This window comes from Serratia sp. CY47280, assembly GCF_052168655.1.
Taxonomy (GTDB): domain Bacteria; phylum Pseudomonadota; class Gammaproteobacteria; order Enterobacterales; family Enterobacteriaceae; genus Serratia; species Serratia bockelmannii.
Window position 1 is genome coordinate 1,601,698 of record NZ_JBJNMG010000001.1, and the last position, 15,817, is coordinate 1,617,514.

Annotated in this window: 14 protein-coding genes; 6 read left to right on the plus strand and 8 right to left on the minus strand. The window is 62.3% G+C overall.

Annotated features, from left to right (window positions below; all coding sequences use genetic code 11):
* Positions 1 to 37: 37 nt before the first annotated feature.
* The 3 genes from ACJ8J4_RS07780 to ACJ8J4_RS07790 all read right to left on the minus strand — a co-directional run bounded on the left by ACJ8J4_RS07780 (position 38) and on the right by ACJ8J4_RS07790 (position 2,896).
* Entirely contained in the window at positions 38 to 1,516 is a 1,479-nt protein-coding gene (locus ACJ8J4_RS07780) for an amino acid permease (protein ID WP_025303535.1), read from the minus strand.
* Positions 1,517 to 1,734: 218 nt separating this feature from the next.
* On the minus strand, positions 1,735 to 2,601 hold the full coding sequence (gene yieE, locus ACJ8J4_RS07785) for a DNA-binding transcriptional regulator YeiE (protein ID WP_025303536.1): 867 nt from the start codon (positions 2,599 to 2,601) through the stop codon (positions 1,735 to 1,737).
* A 97-nt stretch (positions 2,602 to 2,698) separates the two neighbouring features.
* Positions 2,699 to 2,896 (minus strand): hypothetical protein, encoded by a 198-nt coding sequence (locus tag ACJ8J4_RS07790; RefSeq protein ID WP_193403053.1) that lies wholly within the window; start codon positions 2,894 to 2,896, stop codon positions 2,699 to 2,701.
* A 193-nt stretch (positions 2,897 to 3,089) separates the two neighbouring features.
* Here ACJ8J4_RS07790 and ACJ8J4_RS07795 point away from each other — a divergent pair, with 193 nt between their 5' ends.
* A complete protein-coding gene (locus tag ACJ8J4_RS07795) occupies positions 3,090 to 4,163 on the plus strand; it encodes a YeiH family protein (RefSeq protein WP_049294862.1) in 1,074 nt (357 codons plus the stop codon).
* A 98-nt stretch (positions 4,164 to 4,261) separates the two neighbouring features.
* The gene (gene nfo, locus ACJ8J4_RS07800) at positions 4,262 to 5,101 is read left to right on the plus strand and encodes a deoxyribonuclease IV (RefSeq protein ID WP_049205268.1); all 840 of its coding nucleotides are present in this window, start codon (positions 4,262 to 4,264) and stop codon (positions 5,099 to 5,101) included.
* Positions 5,102 to 5,120: 19 nt separating this feature from the next.
* Here nfo and ACJ8J4_RS07805 read toward each other — a convergent pair whose 3' ends face one another.
* The 4 genes from ACJ8J4_RS07805 to fruB form a co-directional block, all read right to left on the minus strand.
* Positions 5,121 to 5,714: a DJ-1/PfpI family protein gene (locus ACJ8J4_RS07805; protein ID WP_080350738.1), complete on the minus strand. Its 594-nt coding sequence runs from the start codon at positions 5,712 to 5,714 to the stop codon at positions 5,121 to 5,123.
* Between the two features lie 160 nt (positions 5,715 to 5,874).
* Positions 5,875 to 7,560 carry a PTS fructose transporter subunit IIBC gene (gene fruA / locus ACJ8J4_RS07810; RefSeq protein WP_089196088.1) on the minus strand — a complete coding sequence of 562 codons (1,686 nt, stop codon included), beginning with the start codon at positions 7,558 to 7,560 and terminating at the stop codon, positions 5,875 to 5,877.
* An 11-nt stretch (positions 7,561 to 7,571) separates the two neighbouring features.
* The gene (fruK, locus tag ACJ8J4_RS07815; protein WP_043136417.1) at positions 7,572 to 8,513 is read right to left on the minus strand and encodes a 1-phosphofructokinase; all 942 of its coding nucleotides are present in this window, start codon (positions 8,511 to 8,513) and stop codon (positions 7,572 to 7,574) included.
* On the minus strand, positions 8,510 to 9,643 hold the full coding sequence (gene fruB, locus ACJ8J4_RS07820; RefSeq protein ID WP_025303543.1) for a fused PTS fructose transporter subunit IIA/HPr protein: 1,134 nt from the start codon (positions 9,641 to 9,643) through the stop codon (positions 8,510 to 8,512). Before fruB ends, fruK begins: the two co-directional genes overlap by 4 nt.
* A gap of 247 nt (positions 9,644 to 9,890) precedes the next feature.
* Here fruB and ACJ8J4_RS07825 point away from each other — a divergent pair, with 247 nt between their 5' ends.
* The 4 genes from ACJ8J4_RS07825 (at position 9,891) to ACJ8J4_RS07840 (ending at position 15,507) form a co-directional block, all read left to right on the plus strand.
* On the plus strand, positions 9,891 to 10,313 hold the full coding sequence (locus ACJ8J4_RS07825) for a nucleotide triphosphate diphosphatase NUDT15 (protein ID WP_043136420.1): 423 nt from the start codon (positions 9,891 to 9,893) through the stop codon (positions 10,311 to 10,313).
* A gap of 215 nt (positions 10,314 to 10,528) precedes the next feature.
* The gene (locus ACJ8J4_RS07830; protein ID WP_043136424.1) at positions 10,529 to 11,689 is read left to right on the plus strand and encodes a NapC/NirT family cytochrome c; all 1,161 of its coding nucleotides are present in this window, start codon (positions 10,529 to 10,531) and stop codon (positions 11,687 to 11,689) included.
* A gap of 12 nt (positions 11,690 to 11,701) precedes the next feature.
* Positions 11,702 to 14,176 carry a trimethylamine-N-oxide reductase TorA gene (gene torA / locus ACJ8J4_RS07835; RefSeq protein WP_025303546.1) on the plus strand — a complete coding sequence of 825 codons (2,475 nt, stop codon included), beginning with the start codon at positions 11,702 to 11,704 and terminating at the stop codon, positions 14,174 to 14,176.
* 155 nt (positions 14,177 to 14,331) lie between these two features.
* A complete protein-coding gene (locus ACJ8J4_RS07840) occupies positions 14,332 to 15,507 on the plus strand; it encodes a sugar efflux transporter (RefSeq protein ID WP_264383655.1) in 1,176 nt (391 codons plus the stop codon).
* Here ACJ8J4_RS07840 and ACJ8J4_RS07845 read toward each other — a convergent pair.
* Positions 15,504 to 15,758, minus strand: coding sequence for a YkgJ family cysteine cluster protein (locus tag ACJ8J4_RS07845; RefSeq protein ID WP_164100093.1), 255 nt, complete (start codon positions 15,756 to 15,758; stop codon positions 15,504 to 15,506). The genes ACJ8J4_RS07840 and ACJ8J4_RS07845 overlap by 4 nt on opposite strands.
* Between the last annotated feature and the right edge of the window lie 59 nt (positions 15,759 to 15,817).

The following is a 15,817-nucleotide window of genomic DNA, read 5'->3' on the forward strand; positions in this document are numbered from 1 at the left end:
GCGGCGGGAACCCCCGCCGCGTATCACTCACCGAAAATTACTTCACGTCCATCTTCGGGAATTCCATTTCGCTGTACTTCACGACACGGGTGCCTTGCGACAGCTTGTAACCGAACCAGATCAGCAGGAACAATGGAATGCCGATGTAGGTCGCGGTCACGCCATACCAGTCGATCTTATCTTGCAGGAAGGCCTGGTAGTTCTGGCCCAGGGTAATGATCAGGCACAGCACGAAGGCGAAGATCGGCCCCAGTGGGAAGAACCCGGAACGGTACGGCAAATCGTTCAGATCGCGCCCCTGCAGCATGTAACCGCGACGGAAACGGTAGTGGCTGATAGCGATGCCCAACCAGGCGATGAAACCGGTCATGCCCGAGGTATTGAGCAGCCACAGGTAAACCGACTGGTTGCCGAACATTGACGTCAGGAAGCACAGGCCGGCCACCACGCAGGTCGCATACAGCGCGTTACGCGGCACGCCGCCTTTCGACAGCTTGGCGAAAATGCGCGGCGCCTTGCCTTCCGATGCCAGGGTGTACAGCATGCGGGTCGATGCGTACATGCCCGAGTTACCGGCCGACAGCACAGCCGTCAGGATCACCGCGTTCATCACCGCCGCCGCCGACAACAGGCCGGCATGCTGGAACACCAGGGTGAACGGGCTGACGCTGATGTCTTTCACGTCGTTGCGCAGCAGGCTCGGATCGGTGTACGGAATGATCAGGCTGATGATCAGAATGGCGAAGATATAGAACAGCAGGATACGCCAGAACACCTGACGCACTGCGCGCGGGATGTTTTTACCCGGATTCTCCGATTCGCCGGCCGCGATACCGATGAGCTCGGTGCCCTGGAACGAGAAGCCGACGATCATGGCCACGCCGATCATCGCCGAGAAGCCGCCGGCAAACGGCGCGTCTCCTACCGTCCAGTTCTGCCAGCCGGCATGCTCGCCGCCCTTCAGAATGCCGACGATCATCAGCACACCGACGGCGATGAAGATAATCACCGTGCTGACCTTGATTAACGCGAACCAGTATTCCGCCTCGCCGAACCCTTTCACCGAAATGTAGTTCAGCAGGAACATCAGGCCGAGGAACAGGGCGCTCCAGATCCAACCAGGGGTGTCCGGGAACCAGTAGTTCATCACCAACTGCGAGGCCACCAGGTCAACGGCGATGGTCACCGCCCAGTTGTACCAGTAGTTCCAGCCCAGCGCGAAGCCGAAGCCTTCTTCCACGTATTTGGCGCCGTAAGTGGAGAATGAACCGGAGACCGGCATAAAGGCCGCCAGTTCGCCCAGGCTGGTCATCAGGAAGTACACCATCAAACCGATCAGAGCGTAAGACAGCAGCGCCCCGCCGGGGCCTGCCTGAGAAACCGTGGCCCCCGAGGCCACAAACAGGCCGGTGCCGATGGAGCCGCCGATGGCGATCATGGTCAAATGCCGGGCTTTCAGCTCGCGGCGCAATCCGGGTGCTTGCTGCCCCGATGTTTTTATATCCTGCTGAGCCATTCGTACCCTATCTGCTCTTTGAAAAAATGAGGGCGGATTGTAACAAATACCCGCCGGTGAACTAGCAACATTGCACTGATATAAGATAGCTTCATAATTCAGAGGCAATTATTAGCCGCGGCCCTTATGGCCTTACTTACTCTCATTAATGTGAGCGCGCGCAGGTTTTTATGCTTTCTTCGGCCTGCGCAGCAGCAGAGGACGTGACGCGCTGTCGATTACAGCGCGCAATAGCTGAGAAAACGCTGCAAGGCGTTGGAAATGTGCTTTTGCCGATGGCGGATCAGGTACAGGGTGCGCCGCAGCGGCGGCAGTGGCACCGGCAGTTCTACCAGTGCGCCGCTGGCCAGCTGTTCTGCCACCACGCGCCGCGACAGGCAGCTGATGCCGATACCGTGCCGCACCGCGTGCTTGATCGCCTCCGAGTTGCCGAGTTCCATCACCAGCTGGAAGTGCGGCAGGTGCGCCAACAGCAGATGATCCAGCACCTCGCGGGTGCCCGAACCACGCTCGCGCAGGATCCAAGGCGCATTGGCCAGCGCCTCCAGCGTCGGCGGTTGGTGGGTCAAGGGATTGTCCGGCGCGGCAAACACCACCAGCTCGTCCTCCAGCCACGGCTGCGTCACCAGCTCCGGCATATGGCAAGGCCCTTCGATCAGCCCCAGATCGACGCGAAAATCCGCCACCGCCACGATCACGTCCTGGCTGTTGCCGACGTTCAGCTCCAGCGGCGTGGCCGGAAAGTCCCGGCGGTAACGGGCGATCATCTCCGGCAGCATGTAGTTGCCGATGGTGCTGCTGGCGGCGATGCGCAGCGCCCCGCCATCATGGCGAAACAGCTGCTCGATCTCCCCCGCCTGCTCCAGCAGCGCCAGCGCCTTGGGATACAGCAACCGGCCGTGCTCGTTGATCACCAGCCGTTTGCCGACGCGATCGAACAGCTGCACCCCCAGCTGCCCCTCCAGATCCGCCAGCGCCGCGCTGACCGCCGATTGCGACAGCGCCAGCACCACCGAGGCCTGAGTGGTCGAACCGCTTTTCAGCACTTCGGTGAAAACTTCCAGTTGACGCAACGTGATATGCATAGCCGTCCCGGTATTGAAAGAAGGTTCTGCCAGAGAACCCAACATGGTGATGTGGGCAGCCCGGCCAGGCTACCCTGTTTGCGGCCAGATCGGCGCGCTATTTGCCCAACGCGACCAGCTGCGCCGCCGCGGCCAGCACCGGCTCGCGCGGCGTGCCGGCTTCGTCCCGCTGTATTAATTGCAGCATCGCCACCAGGTGATCGCGATCGACCGCCTTGTTTTCTTCAATCAAACGCCGCACCGCACGCCCCACTTCTTGATCTATCTGCTCTCTGCGTTGATCGTCGGTATCCATCGCCTGCTCCTGTTCAGTTGGAAAGTTGACGGCGGCTTGCCGCTCCTCCACACCCTAGCCGCAATGCGGCGTTATGCCAATGCCTGATCCCATACCACTTATTCAGATAGGTTATAAATATATAATCAATTTCTCTTTTATTCAGCCCAAACGTACTCTTAGCAGCAAGAAACAGACTGAAGGACTGACTTTTATGGCGACTGATACCACTCACACCTATCCCGAGCGACGCTTTCCGCTGTTTGGCCTGCCACGGCTGGTGCCGGGGCTGGCGCTGACCGGCGCGCTCACCGCGCTGGCCGTCTGGGCCGGCGATATTCCCTGGGTGGCGGAGCTGGGGCTGGGGGCGCTGACGCTGGCGATCCTGCTCGGCATTCTGGTGGGCAACACGCTGTATCCCCGCTGGCAAACCGTTTGTCACAGCGGCGTACAGCTGGCCAAACAGCGGCTGCTGCGTCTGGGCATTATCCTTTACGGCTTCCGGCTGACCTTTCAGCAGATCGCCGACGTCGGCGCCAGCGGCATCATCATCGACGCACTGACCCTGATCACCACTTTCCTGCTGGCCTGCTGGCTCGGCAAGAAAGTGTTCGGCATCGACAGCCAGACCGCGATACTGATCGGCGCCGGTAGCAGCATTTGCGGCGCGGCGGCGGTGATGGCCACCGAGCCGGTGCTGAAGGCCGATTCCAGCAAAGTGGCGGTAGCGGTCTCGACCGTGGTGGTATTCGGCACCCTGGCTATTTTCGTTTATCCCTGGCTGTATCAGTTGAATGAACACTTCCAGTGGCTGCCGTTCAGCCAGGAAACCTTCGGCATTTACGCCGGCTCCACCATCCACGAAGTGGCTCAGGTGGTCGCCGCCGGGCACGCCATCGGGCCGGACGCCGAAAATGCGGCGGTGATCGCCAAGATGATCCGCGTGATGATGCTGGCACCGTTCCTGCTGCTGCTGTCGGGCTACATCAGCCGCGGCAGTGCAGGCAAGGCGGAAAAATCCGCCATCACCATTCCGTGGTTCGCCGTGCTGTTTATAGCGGTCGCCGGGCTGAACTCCTTCAACCTGCTGCCGGCCGCGCTGGTGCGCCATCTGATCACCGCCGACACCTGGATGCTGGCGATGGCGATGGCGGCGCTGGGGTTGACCACCCACATCAGCGCCGTGCGCCAGGCCGGGATGAAACCGATTCTGCTGGCGACGCTGCTGTTCGTCTGGCTGCTGGTCGGCGGCGGCGCGATAAACCAACTGGTGCAACACCTGCTGTAATCCCCCTCGGCGGTCCGCTTCAGCGGGCCGCCGCTTTTCGCCATTCAATCCGCCCGCCATCAATGCCATAATGTCACCGATAACACAGGAGAATGAAGATGAAGTTTGTCGGTGCACATGTCAGCGCGTCAGGCGGCGTGGATCAGGCGGTTATCCGCGCGCACGAATTGGAGGCGACCGCGTTCGCCCTGTTCACCAAAAATCAGCGTCAATGGAAGGCCGCACCGCTGGCCGCCGACGTGATCGATAAGTTCAAGAGCGCATGTGCCCAGTACGGCTTCGGGCCGGGGCAGATCCTGCCGCACGACAGCTACCTGATCAATCTGGGCCACCCGGTGGCCGAGGCGTTGGAAAAATCGCGCGAGGCGTTTATCGACGAACTGCAGCGCTGCGAACAGCTGGGGCTGACGCTGCTGAACTTCCATCCCGGCAGCCACCTGCTGCAAATCGATGAAGACAAGTGCCTAGCGCGCATCGCCGAATCGATCAACATCGCGCTGGATAAAACCGCTGGCGTGACGGCGGTGATCGAGAACACCGCCGGCCAGGGCAGCAACCTGGGCTTCAAATTCGAACATCTGGCGGCGATCATCGACGGCGTGGAAGATAAGAGCCGCGTCGGCGTTTGCATCGACACCTGCCACGCCTTCGCCGCCGGGTACGATCTGCGTACCGAAGAAGACTGCGAGCACACCTTCAAGCAGTTGGGCGACATCGTCGGCTTCAACTACCTGCGCGGCATGCACCTGAATGACGCCAAGAGCGAGTTCAACAGCCGCGTCGACCGCCACCACAGCCTGGGGGAAGGCAACATCGGCAAAACGGTGTTCAGCTACATCATGCGCGATCCGCGCTTCGACAATATTCCGCTGATTCTGGAAACGGTAAACCCGGATATCTGGGCGGAAGAGATCGCCTGGCTGAAAGCACAGCAGTAACCCTCCCTTGGCCGCTCGCCTATGCGCGAGCGGTTTCCCCCACCGTGTGCTCTGCCGCCAGCATGGCGCCGAACTGACACAGCGTTTCTTCATCCAGGCCCGCCGCCCTAAACACCGCGGTGGTAAAGCTGACCGGCGCCGAGCCCGGTGCCGTAATGACACGGTCATCCACGACGGCGGCGGCGCTCGCAACGTAATGGCGCTGCCCGCTGTAGCCCTCAACATTGCGCGTCAAGAACTCGGCATCGTTGGAGGTATGCGCCCTGCCGTTCAACAGGCCGGCCCGCGCCAACGCCAACGTCCCGCCGCAAATGCCCGCCAGAGTCGCGCCGCGTTGAGACTGCTCGTTGAGCAACGCGCGGATATCCGGCGCCCGTTCGGTTTCCCACAGGGTGCCGCCGACCACCACCAGCACCTCGGGGCGCCAATCCGCCAGTTCGGCCACGCTTTTTTCAACCTCGACCGTCAGCCCGCCCTGTGAGCGAAGCGTTCCGGCCTGCGGCGCAAAAAACGCCACCTCCAGCCCATAAAACGGGCCGCCAACGCCGGCAATCAGCGCGTATTCCCAATCGGCGAAACCGGGTGTGAGTACGATCGCCACTTTTTTAGCCACGGATGAATCTCCTTGAGTCATTGCTTGTTCGCAGGAACAAAGTCGCGCTATCAGCTTAGAAAGCGTTGTGGTTTCTGACCAGGGGTAAATCGTGCTAACTGCCTAAGGCACAAACAAAAACGCGCAGCTCGGGGCTGCGCGTTTTGCGGTATCGCGAGGCTTACGCTGCGGCGGTAACCGGTACCTCAGCACGTTTCAGCAGGGCATAAGCTACGCCCGCCAGCAGCGTACCGGCGGCGATCGCCACCAGGTACAGCAACACCGGCGAAATCGCGCCTGGGATCAGCAGCACGAACAGCCCGCCGTGCGGTGCCATCAGTTTGGCGCCGAAGGCCATCGACAGCGCGCCGGTCAGCGCCCCGCCGGCGATGCAGCACGGCAGCACGCGCATCGGGTCGCGGGCGGCGAACGGAATCGCCCCTTCGGTGATGAAGCACAGCCCCAGCACCAACGCCGCCTTGCCGCCTTCCTGTTCGGATTTCGGGAACTTGCGGCGCGCCAGCAGCGTCGCCAGACCCATCGCCAGCGGTGGCACCATGCCCGCCGCCATGATCGCCGCCATCGGCGCATACACCGAAGAGCTGAGCAGCGCCACGCCGAACGCGTAGGCCGCTTTGTTCACCGGGCCGCCCATGTCGGTACACATCATGCCGCCGAGGATTGCCCCCAGCAGTACGGCGTTGGCGGTGCCCAGCGATTGCAGCCAATGGGTCAGACCTTCCATGATTTTCGCCACCGGCGTGCCGACCACGTAAATCATGATGAGGCCGGTGATCAGGCTGGCGACCAGCGGAATGATCAAGATGGGCTTCAGCGCTTCCATACTTTGCGGCAGGCGCAGCTTGCTGCTGATCGCCTTGGCGACATAACCCGCCAGGAAGCCGGCGATGATGCCGCCGAGGAACCCGGCGCCGGTGCTCACCGCCAGCATGCCGCCGATCAGGCCCGGCGTCAGGCCCGGACGATCCGCGATGGAGAAGGCGATAAAACCGGCCAACACCGGCACCATCAGCGCAAAGGCGGAGCCGCCGCCGATCTGCATCAGCGCCGCCGCCAACGTGCCTTTGACTTCAAACGCCTTGATGCCGAACACGAACGACAGCGCGATGCACAGACCGCCGGCCACCACCATCGGCAGCATGTAGGACACGCCGGTCAGCAGGTGGCGATACGGGCCGTTGCCCTCTTTCTTTTTCGCCGTCGGCGCCGCGCCGCTGCGCTGCTGCGGCTGGAACACCTCCGCCTCGGCCTGCGCCTTGTCCAGTTCCTGCGCGGTTTTCTTCAGCGCCAGACCGGTGGAAGTACGATACATCGGCTTACCGGCAAACTTGTCCAGATCCACTTCGATGTCCGCCGCGACGATCACCAGATCCGCCGCCGCCACTTCTTCCGGGGTGATGGCGTTGCCGGCGCCGACGGAACCGCGCGTTTCCACCTTCACCCACCAGCCGCGTTTCTTGGCTTCACTTTCAATGGCTTCAGCCGCCATAAAGGTATGCGCCACGCCGGTTGGGCAAGCGGTGATCGCCACGATGCGTTTTTGCCCATTGGCTTTCACCGGTGCCGCCGCCTGCGGCACCTGATAGGTTTCAGCTTCGGCCTTGGCACGCGCCAGAAAAGCGTCCGGTTCCCGCACCGCCTGTTCGACATCGCCCACATACACCAATTTGCCGTTCAGCCCGGCGTCAGCAGGAGCAGCCTGCCCCGCCACCACCACCAGTTCGGCGTCCTGCAGTGACTCGACCAGCGTCAGGCCAGTTTTGGCCGCGGCGGGCTCCAGCATGCGTTTCGCCAGGTGGCCACGGGCCTGCCCCAGCGAACTGTCTACCATCAGCAGCGTTTTCATTCTGCCTCCTGCTATTGATTGAAAGGTTTCAGATCGACGCGCGCCATCATCGCGGCCAACTGGGGACGATCGGTCACGCCGACGTTGCTTTGGCTGACCGCCAGCGCCGCTACCGCCGTGGCCAGACGCAGAGTGTGTTCGCTGGATTCGCGCATCAGCAGGCCGTAAATCAGGCCGCCGACCATCGAATCGCCGGCGCCCACGGTGCTGACCACCTCACAGGACGGCGGTTTGGCGATCCAGGCGCCGGAGGCGTTAACCCACAGCGCGCCTTCCGCGCCGAGGGAGATGACCACGTGGGCGATGCCCTGTTCACGCAGCGCATGCGCGGCCTCGACCACGTCCGCCAGCGTCGGCAGCGGGCGACCGGCCCAGATTTCCAGCTCGCGGCGGTTCGGCTTCACCAGCCACGGCGAGGCCTTCAGCCCGGCGACCAGCGCTTCGCGGCTGCTGTCGAAAATGATGCACGGGCACTTGGCGCGCAGCTGGGTCATCCAGTCGGTAAAGGCGTCGGGATCGACACCGGCCGGCAGACTGCCGCTCACCGCCACCATGTCGAACTGGCCCAGCCAGCTCAGCGAGTCGCTGACGAAGCGATCCCAGTCCTGTGATGTCACTTCAAAGCCGGAGAAGTTGAAATCGGTCACCTCGCCGTCTTTTTCCGTCAGCTTGACGTTGATGCGGGTGCGGCCCGGCACCACCTGAAAGCGATTGGCGATCCCCAGATCGCTGAACAGCAGTTGGAAACCGTCCTGATTGTCTTTGCCCAGAAAGCCGCCGACGGTGACGTCGATGCCTAAATCCTTCAACACTTTGGCGACGTTAATGCCCTTACCGGCGGCGTGCAGGCCGGCGGTTTTTACCCGGTTGACTTCCCCGCGCTCGATCTGCGGGCAGAAACCCACCAGATCGTACGCCGGGTTCAGGGTGATTGTTGCTACTCTTCTGCTCATGCTGCGCCCTCGCCCAGTCCTTCATTAATCGCTTCGCCAATCGCCTTCAGCGCGGCTTCAGCATCTTCTCCATTGGCGGTAAAGCGCAGGTGATGCCCTTTCTTCACGCCCAACGCCACCACCTTCATCAGGCTGCGCCCGTTGGCCGGCTTGCCGCTGCCGTCCAGGTTGGTGACGGTGATGTCACTGTTGAAACTTTTGATCACGTTGACCAGCGCCGTGCCCGGCCGCGCGTGCAGACCGTGCTCGTTGCGGATCACGAATTCGGCGCTCAGCACGCTGCTCTCTTCCGCCACGTCGCTGGTCAGCAGCGCCAGCACCCCGGCGGCATCCGCCTTCAGCAAGCGTTCAGCTTTGTTGGCCAGCAGCAGATCGCTGAGGTAGTTGAGCACCGCCAGCGGCTGCGCGTCGGCGACCGACACCGTCAGCAGCAGCGCCACCGGCTCGCCGTCTTCCACGAAAGCCTGCGCCGGGCGGCTGACGGTGGCCGCGCTGGCCAGGTTGCCTTCAACGCTGTCGCTCAGCCAAATGCCCTGCCCCAGATTCAGCGGCCTGCGGGTGATGACATCGCTGACGAACTGCGCGTTGACCGCCCCGATTTTTTGCAGACGGCCGGCGTTCAGCGCCTGCAGCGTCATCAGGCTGTCGGCCGCGACGTCGAGCGCAATCAGCGAAACGTCGAACTGGAATTCAGCGCTCTGCTGTTCGCCCATCAACAGGCTGCGCAGCTCTTCCGCGGAGGTGGTTTTCGCCAGCCGCTCCGCCACGCTGTCATCACTCAGCACGTGGGTGAGCTGACGCAGCAGTGCCAAATGCTCGTCGGAACGGGCGGCGATGCCGATCGCCACATAGGCGGTCTGGCCTTCCCCCCACGCGATGCCCTGCGGGAACTGGAACACCTGCACGCCGGTTTTCAACACCAGATCGCGGGTATCGGTGGTGCCGTGCGGAATGGCGATGCCGTTGCCCAGATAGGTGGACGTCTGCAGTTCGCGCTGCAGCATGCCGTCCACGTAACCGGCGCTGACGCAGCCGGCTTCGGTCAGCGCGGCGGCCACCTGACGGATGGCCCCCTGCTTATCGGCGGCAGCGGCGCCCAGATGAATGTCTTGCGGTGACAACTGGAACATGATTCTCCTCTCCTGCTGAATTGAATCGTTTCAGCTTTATTGAGAAAAAGGAGCGTTACCCGCTGCCCACAAGCGGTCGGATAACGCTGAAACGTTTCAAGGAGTGTGTAAGCAGCGCAAGATGAAAGCAAGCTTTCTCCCTTTCGCCATTGCAGATTTTTGAGCTTACGCACACTTTCATCGGCGCATTGGTCAGCGCCGGGGCAAAATGACATACTGTGCTGAAACTTTGCTGACGGAGAAAAGCATGAATGTAGTGACGGGCGTCGGGGTGATCATCGTCAACCCGCAAGGCGAGATTTTGCTGGGCAAACGCTGCGGCTCCCACGCGCCCTTTTGGTCGATCCCCGGCGGGCATCTGGATGCCGGTGAAACCTTCGAGCAGTGCGCCCAGCGCGAAATTGCCGAAGAAACCGGGTTGATCATCGATCCGCCGCGCTTCGTTGGCGTCAGCAACAATCTGCAAACCTGGCACGCCGAAGGCAAACACACCGTGTCTATCTGCCTGCAGGTGGATCACCCCGGCGGCGAAGCGGAGCTGAAAGAACCCGAAAAATGCGCCGAATGGCGTTGGTGCGCGCCAGACTCTCTGCCGGAACCCCATTTCGAAGCCAGCCGCACAGCGATCCGCCTGTGGCTGAGCGGCCAGGCCTATCTGCCCACGGCCTGACCCATCGCGAGCGCGTGCTGCGCCGCCCCACCGCTATATAAATTAGAATATAACGCTATTTTTTGCGATATAAACCATTTTTTTGACTACGGATAACCCCATGGGGTTAACCCTCTTCTATTATTACCCCTGCAATCGACGTGGCATTCTGACCTCCGGTCGGTGGCCTTTTGGCAAGATTTTATTTTAAATTCATAATTATAAGCGGGTTTACCATGAGCAAAAAACTGACTGGCTTTGAAAAAAAGCGCCGGTGGGGATGGTTATGGCTTTTGCTGCTGGGGATTATCCTCGGCGCGGCGCTGTTGGCCGGGACTGCCACCGTATTCCATAAAACCAGCGATACCGCCTTCTGCGTTTCCTGCCACACCATGCAACAACCGCTGGCCGAATATCAGGGCAGCGTCCACTTCCAAAACACCAAGGGCATCCGCGCCGAGTGCGCCGACTGCCACGTCCCCCATCAGCCGATCGATTACCTGTGGACCAAGATCCGCGCGGTAAAAGACATCTACGGCGAGATGGTCGGCACCATCGATACGCCGGAAAAATACGAAGCGCACAAGCTGGCGATGGCGCAGTCGGTCTGGAAGACGCTGAAAGAAAACGATTCGGCCACCTGCCGTTCCTGCCACAGCTACGACGCCATGGACATCACCGCCCAGCGCCCTGAGGCGCGCCTGCAGCACCCGGTGGCGATCAAACAGGGCGAAACCTGCATCGACTGCCATAAAGGCGTGGCCCACATCCTGCCGGACATGAGCGGCGAAACCCAGGCTGGCGCCGCCGAGCTGGCCAAGGCCGCAGCGCTGACCGCACCGGGCGCCACCACCCTCTACACCATCGCCACCGAACCGTTCTTCCTCAGCGCAGACGACAGCCATAATGCCGGCAACCTGATGCCGTCCACCGAAGTGCAGGTGGTGAAACAGGAGGGCGACAAGGTGCTGGCCACCGTGAGCGGCTGGCAGCAAGACGGGGTCAGCGAAGTGTTCTACGCCGCGCAGGGCAAGCGCATCCTCAGCGTGCTGCTGGGTGAAGACGCGCGCAAACAGCTGAAGACCGCGTCCACCCAGACCGATGCGGAAACCGGCCTGGTCTGGCATCAGGTCTCTCTGCAGGTGTGGCTGCCGCGCAAGCAGCTGATCGACGATCAGCAAAAAATCTGGCGCTACGCCGCGGACATGATGTCGGCCAACTGCACCGGCTGTCACGGGCTGACCGCGCTCGATCGCTTCAACGCCAACCAATGGATCGGCGTCATCAAAGGCATGGCACCGCGAACCTCGCTGACGCAGGAACAGCTGCGCGTGCTGACACAATACGTACAAAAACACGCCAGCGACATGCCACCTGCCGCACCGGCCAAGCTTTAAGGGAGAAGCGCAATGAGCAACCAACAACCGTTAACCATGAGCCGCCGCCGCTTTCTGACCGGCGCCGCCGCGCTGACCGCCGCCCCGCTGCTGGCGGGCTTATGGCCCAAAGCGGCACTGGCGCAGGCCATCAGCGAAGCGCTGCCGCAGTTCATCGTCTTGCGTCAGGCGCAAAAAGGCATCCTGACCGGCGCCCACTGGGGCGCGTTTGAGGCCATCGTGCAGGACGGCAAGATGGTCGGCGTGCAGCCGGTGCAGGACGATCCGTATCCCAATGAGCTGATCACCATGGCGCCTTATCAGGTGCACGCCGAGAACCGCATCAAATACCCGATGGTGCGTAAAAGCTGGCTGGAAGGCGGCCCCGGCAGCCGTACCGAGCTGCGCGGCCGCGACGAGTGGGTGCGCGTCAGCTGGGACAAAGCGACCGAGCTGGTGTGCAATGAGATCACCCGCCTGCAGAAAGATCACGGCCCGCAGTCGATCTACGCCGGTTCCTACGGCTGGAAAAGCGTCGGCATGCTGCACAACAGCCGCACGCTGCTGCAGCGCCTGATGAACCTGACCGGCGGCTTCCTCGGCTACGCCGGCGACTACTCCACCGGCGCGGCGCAGGTGATCATGTCGCACGTGGTCGGCTCGATGGAGGTCTACGAACAGCAGACCGCCTGGCCGAACGTGATCGAAAACAGCGAGCTGGTGATCCTGTGGGGCTGCAACCCGATGGTCACGCTGAAAAACAGCTGGAACGTGCCGGATCACGTCGGCCAGACCGGCTTCGAGGCGCTGAAGAAAAAAGGCACCCGGGTGATCAGCATCGATCCGGTGCACAACGACAGCGCCAAGTTCGTCAATGCGCAGTGGATCGCCCCGCGCCCTTACACCGACGGCGCCATGCTGATCGGCATCGCCCACACGCTGCTGACCGAGAAACTGCATAACCCGGACTTCCTGAAAACCTATACCGTCGGCTTCGACAAGTTCCAGGCCTACCTGCTGGGCGAGAGCGACGGCGTGGCGAAAACCGCCGAATGGGCGGCCGACATCAGCGGCGTCGATGCCGACACGCTGCGCGCGCTGGCGCGCGAGATGGCGAAGAGCCGCACCATGATCATGGGCGGCTGGGGCATTCAGCGCCAGCACCACGGCGAACAGCAGCACTGGCTGCTGGTGACGGTGGCGGCGATGCTCGGCCAAATCGGCCTGCCGGGCGGCGGCTTCGGCTTCAGCTACCACTATTCGTCCGGCGGCAGCCCAACCGCCAAGGGTGGCATCATCGCCGGCATCTCCGCCGGCAATGCGCCGAAAAACTCGCCGGCGCCGATCCCGGTGGCGCGCATCGCCGAATGCCTGAGCAACCCGGGCAAAACCATCGACTTCAACGGCGCCAAGGTCACCTACCCCGAGGTGAAAATGGTGTATGTGGCGGGCGGTAACACCTTCCACCAGCATCAGGACACCAATAACCTGGTCAAAGCCTGGCAGCGGCCGGACACCATCGTGGTCAACGAACCTTATTGGACCGCCACCGCCAAGCATGCCGATATCGTGCTGCCGGCCACCACCAGCTACGAGCGCAACGATCTGGAGATGGGGGGCGACTATTCACAGCTCTACGTGTTCCCGATGCATCAATGCGTGCCGCCGCAGCACGAATCGCGCAGTGACTTCGACATCTTCTCGGCGATGGCGGCCAGGCTGGGCGTGCAGGAGGCCTTTACCGAGGGCAAGGATGAAACCCAGTGGCTGAAAGGCATGTATGACGACATGAAAAACCAGGCGCGCGCCGCGCGGGTGGCGCTGCCGCCGTTCGACATGTTCTGGCAATCCAATAACTACGTGCGTTTCCCGGTGCCCGAGGCCAATAAGCAGTGGGTGCGCTTCGCCGATTATCGTGACAACCCGCTGCTGAACCCGCTGGGCACGCCGTCGGGCAAGATCGAGATCTACTCCGACGCAATCGCCAAAATGCATTATGCGGATTGCCCCGGCATCCCGACCTGGATGCCGCCGCACGAGTGGTATCGCGGGCCGGAAGCGGCCAAGTATCCGCTGTCGCTCAATACCGCGCACCCGACCAACCGGCTGCACTCTCAGCTCGACAACACGCCGCTGCGCGAGAAATACGCGGTAGCGGATCGTGAAGCGATCCTGATCCACCCGCAGGACGCGCAGCCGCGCGGCATCACTGGCGGCGATCTGGTACGGGCGTACAACGATCGCGGCCAGATCCTGGTGGGCGCGGTGGTCAGCGAAGACGTGCGGCCCGGCGTGGTGCGCATCAGCGAAGGCGCCTGGTTCGATCCGGCCGATCCGGCGCAGCCCGGCTCGCTGTGCAAGAACGGTAACGTCAACTGCCTGACCTTCGACATCGGCTCTTCCAGCCTGGCGCAGGGCAACTGCGGGCAGATGGCGCAGCTGCAGATCGAGAAATATCAGGGGCCGGCGCTGAAAAATACCGCGCACGCGGTGCCGCAAGGCGCCTGATTTACCAGCAAGCAAGGGGGCGCAACGCGCCCCCTTTTTTCTCGTCGCCGCGCGACATATCCGTTTACCCTTCGCCGCAAAGGAGCGGTTTGCGTTTCATTTCAACGGGCGTATGATGCGCGCGACCTCCCTTTTTCGACGAATTCTCAACCGCCATGCCGACTTCATCCGCAGTAACGCGACGCACGCCCGATCTCACTTCGCTGGCCTTTTTGGCGGTGGCGTTCCTGACCGGCATCGCCGGTGCGTTGCAAACCCCGACGCTGAGCCTGTTTTTGGAAACCGAAGTCAAGGTGCGGCCGGCGCTGGTTGGGCTGTTCTTTACCGGCAGCGCGGTGATCGGCATTCTGGTCAGCCAGTTTCTCGCCGGCCGCTCGGATAAAAAAGGCGACCGCAAATCACTGATCTTCCTCTGCTGTATGCTGGGGGCGCTGGGATTCACGCTGTTCGCCTGGAGCCGCAACTATTACCTGCTGCTGCTCGTCGGCGTACTGCTCACCAGCTTCGGTTCCACCGCTAACCCGCAAATGTTCGCTCTGGCGCGCGAACACGCCGATCGCACCGGCCGCGAGGCGGTCATGTTCACCTCCATCATGCGCGCACAGGTCTCGCTCGCCTGGGTCATTGGCCCGCCGATCGCCTTCGCGTTGGCGCTGGGCTTCGGCTTCAAGGCCATGTATCTGGCGGGCGCGGCGGCCTTTGTGCTGTGCGGCCTGCTGGTGTGGAAACGGCTGCCTTCCATGCCGAAAACTGCCGCGGCGAGTGCGCCCCTGGCCGCACCGCGCCAGCATCGCCGCGATGCGCTACTGCTGTTTTGCGCCAGCACTTTGATGTGGACCGCCAACAGCATGTACCTGATCAACATGCCGCTGTATATGGTGCACGAACTGCGGCTGCCGGAGCGGCTGGTCGGCGTGCTGATGGGCACCGCCGCCGGGCTGGAAATCCCGATCATGCTGATCGCCGGTCTGGTGGCGAAACGCTGCGGCAAGCGTTGTTTGATGCGCGGCGCCGCCGTCGCCGGCGTATTGTTCTATTGCAGCCTGCTGTTTATCACCGGCAGTTGGCAACTCATCGCCCTGCAGCTGCTGAATGCGGCGTTTATCGGCGTGCTGGCGGGGATCGGCATGCTCTACTTCCAGGATTTGATGCCCGGCCAGGCCGGCACGGCCACCACGCTGTTCACCAACACCATTCGGGTCGGCTGGGTCATTGCCGGCGCCATCGCCGGTGCGGTGGCGGAAATCTGGAACGACCATGCGGTATTTTACGCCGCGCTGGCGATGGCGGCAGGTGCGACGCTGTGTCTGTGGAAGCTGAGGGAAGTTTAGGGCGCGGTGTCCGCTTCCAGCCTGGTGAGGTAGATCAGCGCCTGATCGCGGTGATCGTGGCACATATCGCGGCTCGGCTGCAGGCTGCCGCACACTTTCGGCCGCAGCGGCGAATGAAACAGGCCGCAGCGCAGCTGTTCATCCAGATGAATGCAGCGGGTATTGGCGGGCTTGCCGTTCGGCATGCCGGGGATCGGGCTGGATATTGACGGCGCGATACAGCAGGCGCCGCAGTCGCTGCGACAGTCCATCAGCGCTACTCCTGGTGGGCTGGGGAAAAGAAGCGCGACAATAGCAGCCGCGCGCGGTG

Coding starts and splice junctions, on each gene's coding strand:
- ACJ8J4_RS07780 (WP_025303535.1), bottom strand. CDS start 1,516: ATGGCTCAGCAGGATATAAAAACATCGGGGCAGCAAGCACCCGGATTG.
- yieE (WP_025303536.1), bottom strand. CDS start 2,601: ATGCATATCACGTTGCGTCAACTGGAAGTTTTCACCGAAGTGCTGAAA.
- ACJ8J4_RS07790 (WP_193403053.1), bottom strand. CDS start 2,896: ATGGATACCGACGATCAACGCAGAGAGCAGATAGATCAAGAAGTGGGG.
- ACJ8J4_RS07795 (WP_049294862.1), top strand. CDS start 3,090: ATGGCGACTGATACCACTCACACCTATCCCGAGCGACGCTTTCCGCTG.
- nfo (WP_049205268.1), top strand. CDS start 4,262: ATGAAGTTTGTCGGTGCACATGTCAGCGCGTCAGGCGGCGTGGATCAG.
- fruA (WP_089196088.1), bottom strand. CDS start 7,560: ATGAAAACGCTGCTGATGGTAGACAGTTCGCTGGGGCAGGCCCGTGGC.
- fruK (WP_043136417.1), bottom strand. CDS start 8,513: ATGAGCAGAAGAGTAGCAACAATCACCCTGAACCCGGCGTACGATCTG.
- fruB (WP_025303543.1), bottom strand. CDS start 9,643: ATGTTCCAGTTGTCACCGCAAGACATTCATCTGGGCGCCGCTGCCGCC.
- ACJ8J4_RS07825 (WP_043136420.1), top strand. CDS start 9,891: ATGAATGTAGTGACGGGCGTCGGGGTGATCATCGTCAACCCGCAAGGC.
- ACJ8J4_RS07830 (WP_043136424.1), top strand. CDS start 10,529: ATGAGCAAAAAACTGACTGGCTTTGAAAAAAAGCGCCGGTGGGGATGG.
- torA (WP_025303546.1), top strand. CDS start 11,702: ATGAGCAACCAACAACCGTTAACCATGAGCCGCCGCCGCTTTCTGACC.
- ACJ8J4_RS07840 (WP_264383655.1), top strand. CDS start 14,332: ATGCCGACTTCATCCGCAGTAACGCGACGCACGCCCGATCTCACTTCG.
- ACJ8J4_RS07845 (WP_164100093.1), bottom strand. CDS start 15,758: ATGGACTGTCGCAGCGACTGCGGCGCCTGCTGTATCGCGCCGTCAATA.